We start from the raw sequence: 5,251 nt of genomic DNA on the forward strand, positions 1-5,251 counted from the left end.
GTATTAAGGGAACTTATGCGCATCCTCCTCCCCACCGGCTCTGCCACCGAAGAGATGGTTCGCCAGGCTGCCGCCGGGTATGATGCAGACGTCATTGTAACCGGGGAGATCGCATCCTTTCTGACACCGCACCAGCTGATTAGGATCCTGCAGAAAAAAAACTACCATATGGTGCTCGTTTCCGGAATGAGCACGGCATCATTCGAACAGGTTGAGCGTGAAACCGGCGTCCCGGTGTACCGCGGGCCGCGTCACGCTGCTGACCTTTCTCTGATCCTTCCCCTGATCGGAAACGTCTCTCTTTCCCGCACAGTTCCCGCGGACGATTTCCTTGCTTCAAAGAGAGCACAAGAGGCAATGGCCCGTGTTGATACAAGAGAGCAGGAGGCGGAATGCGATTTTATCATCCGCGACGTGAAAATCGGCGGCGGTTCACGGATGAAAGTCCTTGCCGAGATCATGGACGCACACCGGCGCGGGAATATCCGGGAGCGGGTTGAGCAGTTCTTCGAATCGGGTGCGGATATTGTTGACCTGGGATTCGGGTTCGATGCAACACCGGAAGACGTGGCCCGGGTCTTCTCAGAACTGGACGGGATCGATCATCCGCTTGCAGCGGACACACAGGACCCCGCATTGATTCGTGCCGCTCTTGTCCGTGCCGATATTATTCTCAGCCTGCAGGAGGAGAACATCCCGAAAGTCGGGAGGGAGGTCGCAAAAGCCGGGGCAGCAGCAGTCATTGTTCCGGGGGCGAGCACACTCCAGAAGAACATCGCACTGGCAAACCGGGAGGGTGTCCGCTGCATCATTGCCGATCCCCTTCTCCAGCCGGTCGGATCCGGGCTGATCTCCTCGCTGAAACAGTTCCGAAAGCAGAAATACCCCCTCTTCTTCGGTGCCGGGAATGTCACTGAGCTCATCGACGCCGACTCTCCCGGTGTCAATGCTCTCCTGGCAGGCATGGCGATGGAAGCGGGGGCAGCAGTAATCTTCACCAGCGAGCACTCGGATAAGACAAAGGGATCCGTGCGTGAGATGCGGAGGGCAACGGAGATGATGGCGCTTGCCCGGGACCGGCCCTACCCGAAAGATCTTGGTATCGACCTCTTCATTCTCAAGGAGAAACGACGACGCCGGGAACCTCCCCTGGAGTATGAAACGGTAACCAGCGCCAGGAGCATGCCGGCGGAGATTGAGTATGATCCGAAAGGAAATTTCCGGATCGGTATCGAGGGCGACCGGATTGTTGCGGTAATCCATGGGAAGGCGATCCAGGGCTCGCGCTGGCAGGATGTCCTGCATACCCTCCTTTCGCAGGGGGATGTCTCGCTTCTTGATCATGCCGCTTACCTGGGCCGGGAACTCTACAAGGCGGAGCTTGCGATACGGTACGGGCGCAGCTTCGAGCAGGACGGAGAATTCTGATCCGGATCCAACGCTTTATCTCCCGAAAGGGGCACCTGTACAGCATGGCAGCACAGGCTCGCGCATCGCATATCCTCGTCAAGACCGAAGACCAGGCAAACCAGATCATGAAGCGCCTCTCTGACGGAGAGGAGTTCGACAAAGTCGCCCGCAGGTTCTCCTCCTGCCCATCCGGAAAGAACGGCGGCGATCTCGGCTGGTTCGGCAAGGGGATGATGGTCCCTGAGTTCGAGAAGATCGCTTTTGAAGAAGAGGTCGGCAAGGTTGTTGGCCCGGTCAAGACCCAGTTCGGGTTCCATGTCATCAAAGTAACCGGCAAGAAGTGATTTTTTAGGGTAGCACCCATGAACAATCCCAGATTTTTTCTTGGCATCGGGCTTGCCTTCGTGATCATCTTTGCCGGCGTATCTGTGTACACCCACTACGCCGGATCCGGGCCGGCTCCGGTTCCCGCCGATCACGATACCCTCTATCAGGTCTCGACCATCGATGCTCTCATGCTTGGCGTATATGACGGGATCACACCAATCAGAGACCTCAAAAGCCGAGGGGATTTCGGGATTGGAACCTTCGATGCTCTCGATGGCGAGATGATCGTCCTGGATGGGATCGTGTACCAGGTTAAGGCAGACGGCAGGATCCTGAGCGTTCCGGACAACCTGACCACACCGTTTGCCACGGTCACACATTTCGAGGCCGACCGGAACATCACCACGAAAGCCCCCATGAACCTCTCTGTCTTCACGACTTCGATGGAAGAGCAGCTCCCGACCGGGAACATGATCTATGCGGTCCGGATGCACGGGACATTCCCCTTCATGAAGGTGCGCTCGGTCCCGGCACAGCAGGAGCCCTACCAGGTCCTCTCCGAGGCAGTAAAGAACCAGTCCGTCTATACCTTCTCCGGAACAACGGGGACTGTCGTGGGATTCTACACGCCAATCTTCTTCAAGGGTGTGAATGTCCCCGGTTTCCACCTCCATTACCTCAGCGATGACAGGACAACCGGCGGGCACATCCTCGACTTCACCCTGCCGGCGGGCACACTGGTCGAATACGATATCACACCGGGATTTACCATGGCGCTTCCGACAAGCGGTGATTTCACTGGTGCCGATCTCTCGCAAGACCTGAGTTCAGATCTTGCAAAGATCGAGAAATAGCACCTTGTCACTCTTTTTCATGACAGCGTATTTGAGCAAGCGGGACCAATAATTCCGGTACATCCGGCACCACCGAGGCCGGGCGGGGCAGAGACATGAACATCCGCGGAATCCGGCAGGACCTCCTTTCCCTCCTTCTCCAGATGGGGCGTGAGAACCACCCGAACGAGTTTGCGGGCATCATCCGCGAGCAGAACGGGATCATGGAGGAGCTGAATTTGCTGCCCGGCACAATCGGGCGTGAGGACTCAGCATCCGTTTTTTATGATATGATGCCGCTCGATACCCATGTTGCCGGCAGCGCCCACAGCCATCCCAATGGCGTGATCCTCCCTTCTGACGCTGATCTCAGTTTCTTCCCGCGGACCGGGCGGTACCACCTGATCATCGGCTATCCCTACCGGAAGAATAACTGGCGGTGTTTCACAGCCAGCGGAGAGCCCTACGATCTGGAGGTGATCCCGTGACCGGGACCCGGATTGTTGCTACCGGCACATTCGACATCCTCCACCCGGGGCATCTCTTTTACTTGGAAGAATCAAAAAAACTTGGCGACGAGCTCTGGGTCATCGTTGCCCGGGACTCAAACGTCAAACACAAGCCCCGCCCGGTCATCCCTGAGGACCACCGGCTCGCCATGGTCCAGGCGTTAAAACCGGTTGACCACGCGCTCCTCGGGGACAAGACCGATATGTTCCGGCCCATCGAGGAGATCCGCCCGGAAATCATCACGATCGGGTTCAACCAGCTCTTCAATGAACAAAAACTCGAAGACCAGCTCCGGGCAAGGAGCATCGCCTCACGGATCGTCCGCATCGGGAAATATATCGACGGCGACCTCTGCAGCTCGCGGCTGGTTGTCCAGCGCATCCTCGACAAGCGGTGCCACGACCTGCACCACCCGGAGCGCAAGGATCATTGATCCACAAGGGGCGATCCTCCGGCTCCTCCAGCCGGAACCCTTATCGCATCCTACCATCATCCTACACGTAAAAGGAGTCTTGCGGTATGGAGCGGAGCGTGCAGGAAGAGATCGATTGCCTGAAAGCAATTTCTGCGGAAAAAGGGGTAAAGGCAGAAGAGATCGCCCCGGGAGATATCGTGATCTCCCAGTGGGTCCGGTTCAAGTGCCGGTATGGATGCAAGGGCTATGGCAAGCATTTCGGCTGTCCGCCGTATGCCCCTTCACCGGATGAGACGCGGCGCATGGTGAACGAATATTCCATCGGGCTCCTCCTCTGGTTCGAAGGGGTGCCGGGCCACAGGGAATTTGGCCCGGATGATATCCCCGACGATTTCCACCCGTGGTATGCGGATCTCATCCAGTGGGTGAACGGGACCGTACATATGCTTGAGAAAACCGCGTTCTACGACGGGTTTTACAAGGCGTTCGGGTTCGGCGGCTATCCCTGCATCTGGTGCGAGCACCAGCACTGCGTGGCGGAGGAGTCCGAGGGGATCGTGGACGAGAGCCTCCGGCGAAAATGCCGTCACATGGATCTTGTCCGTCCCAGCATGGAGGCTGCCGGGATAGATGTGTTTGCCACAGCCCGCAACATCGGGTGGAGACTGGAGACAATCCCGTGCAAAGACAGGGAGTACGGGAAGATCGTCCACTCCCGTATCAATTCGGCAGGCCTCGTCCTGATCGAATAGCCGCTACCTGCTGGTGTGGGGCCGGTGCATGAGGGCTTTCCTCCGGCTGCGATGGGTGAGCCCGCGCCGCATCCAGGTGCTGTATTTGGCAGTGAACGCACCGACGAGGGTCGTGAAGATCACCAGCGCCGCAATGACTGTCCCGACAACAGCCGATCCGTACAGCACAGCAAGGGCAATCGAAAACTCGCCACGGCTGATGGTATTGGCCCAGATCTCAAGCCCTGACATGGCAGAACCGTAAATCGTGATGCCGATGAGCATGCCGGAGATGAATTTGCTCACTACGGCAAGGAGACAGAGGATCAGGATGCTGAACAGGTCCGTACCGGCGGTGAAATTGATCGTCACGCCAAAGAAGACAAAGAACATGACTAAAAAGACGTCCTTGAACGGGCGGGCATGCTGCTCGAATGCTTCCGGGTCGGTTGTTGCGAGGGCAGCACCCAGGGCGATCACCATCAGGCTGTCGGGGATGCCGAACACGATCGCGAGGGCGGCCGTGGTGAGGACTGCAGCAAAGGTAAAGAGGATGGGTGTCTCATCGTCGCGGTCGAGAATCGAGACCAGGAATTCCTTGCCATAATGGGCGATGGCATACATCACGCCGAGGGCCAGAACTATCTTGAGGAAGAAGTACAGGAGGTCCTTGTTCCCTGACGAGAGGAGGGCTATGATGGCGATCAGGACAATGTCCTCGAAGACCTCGAGCCAGATGATCAGCTCGGCCTCCTTCATCATCAGTTTCCGGTTCTCGATCAGGGTCGTGATGACAATTGCCGTGCTGGTGATATAGAATGCCGTGCCGATGATGAATGACTCAAGCAGCGTGAACCCGAGGAGATAGGCGGCGGTAAACCCAATCCCCATGTCAACGATAAGGCCGATGATACCGGCTGTGAGAAGTTTCGAGGGATCGGCAATCATCCGGTCCAGCTTCAGCCCAAGGCCCATAAAGAAGAGCAGGAAGAGCAGGCCGATCTCCGAGAAGAACTGGCTGATCT

7 protein-coding genes are annotated in these 5,251 nt (G+C 57.4%); 6 read left to right on the plus strand and 1 reads right to left on the minus strand.

The features are described from left to right. The first annotated feature begins 15 nt into the window (after positions 1 to 15). From CW742_RS06535 to CW742_RS06560, 6 genes are all read left to right on the plus strand, one after another. A complete protein-coding gene (locus tag CW742_RS06535; protein ID WP_292418136.1) occupies positions 16 to 1,428 on the plus strand; it encodes a dihydropteroate synthase-like protein in 1,413 nt (470 codons plus the stop codon). A gap of 44 nt (positions 1,429 to 1,472) precedes the next feature. Then, positions 1,473 to 1,754 carry a peptidylprolyl isomerase gene (locus CW742_RS06540; protein WP_394339460.1) on the plus strand — a complete coding sequence of 94 codons (282 nt, stop codon included), beginning with the start codon at positions 1,473 to 1,475 and terminating at the stop codon, positions 1,752 to 1,754. A gap of 18 nt (positions 1,755 to 1,772) precedes the next feature. Then, entirely contained in the window at positions 1,773 to 2,591 is an 819-nt protein-coding gene (budA, locus tag CW742_RS06545) for an acetolactate decarboxylase (protein WP_292418124.1), read from the plus strand. 95 nt (positions 2,592 to 2,686) lie between these two features. Beyond that, on the plus strand, positions 2,687 to 3,058 hold the full coding sequence (locus CW742_RS06550; protein ID WP_292418127.1) for a Mov34/MPN/PAD-1 family protein: 372 nt from the start codon (positions 2,687 to 2,689) through the stop codon (positions 3,056 to 3,058). Continuing rightward, positions 3,055 to 3,513, plus strand: coding sequence for an FAD synthase (locus CW742_RS06555; RefSeq protein WP_292418130.1), 459 nt, complete (start codon positions 3,055 to 3,057; stop codon positions 3,511 to 3,513). The genes CW742_RS06550 and CW742_RS06555 overlap by 4 nt, the downstream gene beginning before the upstream one ends. Positions 3,514 to 3,599: 86 nt before the next feature. Next, positions 3,600 to 4,247 (plus strand): DUF2284 domain-containing protein, encoded by a 648-nt coding sequence (locus CW742_RS06560; protein ID WP_292418131.1) that lies wholly within the window; start codon positions 3,600 to 3,602, stop codon positions 4,245 to 4,247. Positions 4,248 to 4,250: 3 nt separating this feature from the next. On the opposite strand, the gene CW742_RS06565 is transcribed toward CW742_RS06560, so the two are convergent. Beyond that, the coding region (locus CW742_RS06565; RefSeq protein ID WP_292418133.1) for a cation:proton antiporter at positions 4,251 to 5,251 on the minus strand (1,001 nt) is incomplete at its 5' end.

The organism is Methanoregula sp. (assembly GCF_002835825.1).
Lineage (GTDB): Archaea > Halobacteriota > Methanomicrobia > Methanomicrobiales > Methanospirillaceae > Methanoregula.

Coding starts and splice junctions, on each gene's coding strand:
- CW742_RS06535 (WP_292418136.1), top strand. CDS start 16: ATGCGCATCCTCCTCCCCACCGGCTCTGCCACCGAAGAGATGGTTCGC.
- CW742_RS06540 (WP_394339460.1), top strand. CDS start 1,473: ATGGCAGCACAGGCTCGCGCATCGCATATCCTCGTCAAGACCGAAGAC.
- budA (WP_292418124.1), top strand. CDS start 1,773: ATGAACAATCCCAGATTTTTTCTTGGCATCGGGCTTGCCTTCGTGATC.
- CW742_RS06550 (WP_292418127.1), top strand. CDS start 2,687: ATGAACATCCGCGGAATCCGGCAGGACCTCCTTTCCCTCCTTCTCCAG.
- CW742_RS06560 (WP_292418131.1), top strand. CDS start 3,600: ATGGAGCGGAGCGTGCAGGAAGAGATCGATTGCCTGAAAGCAATTTCT.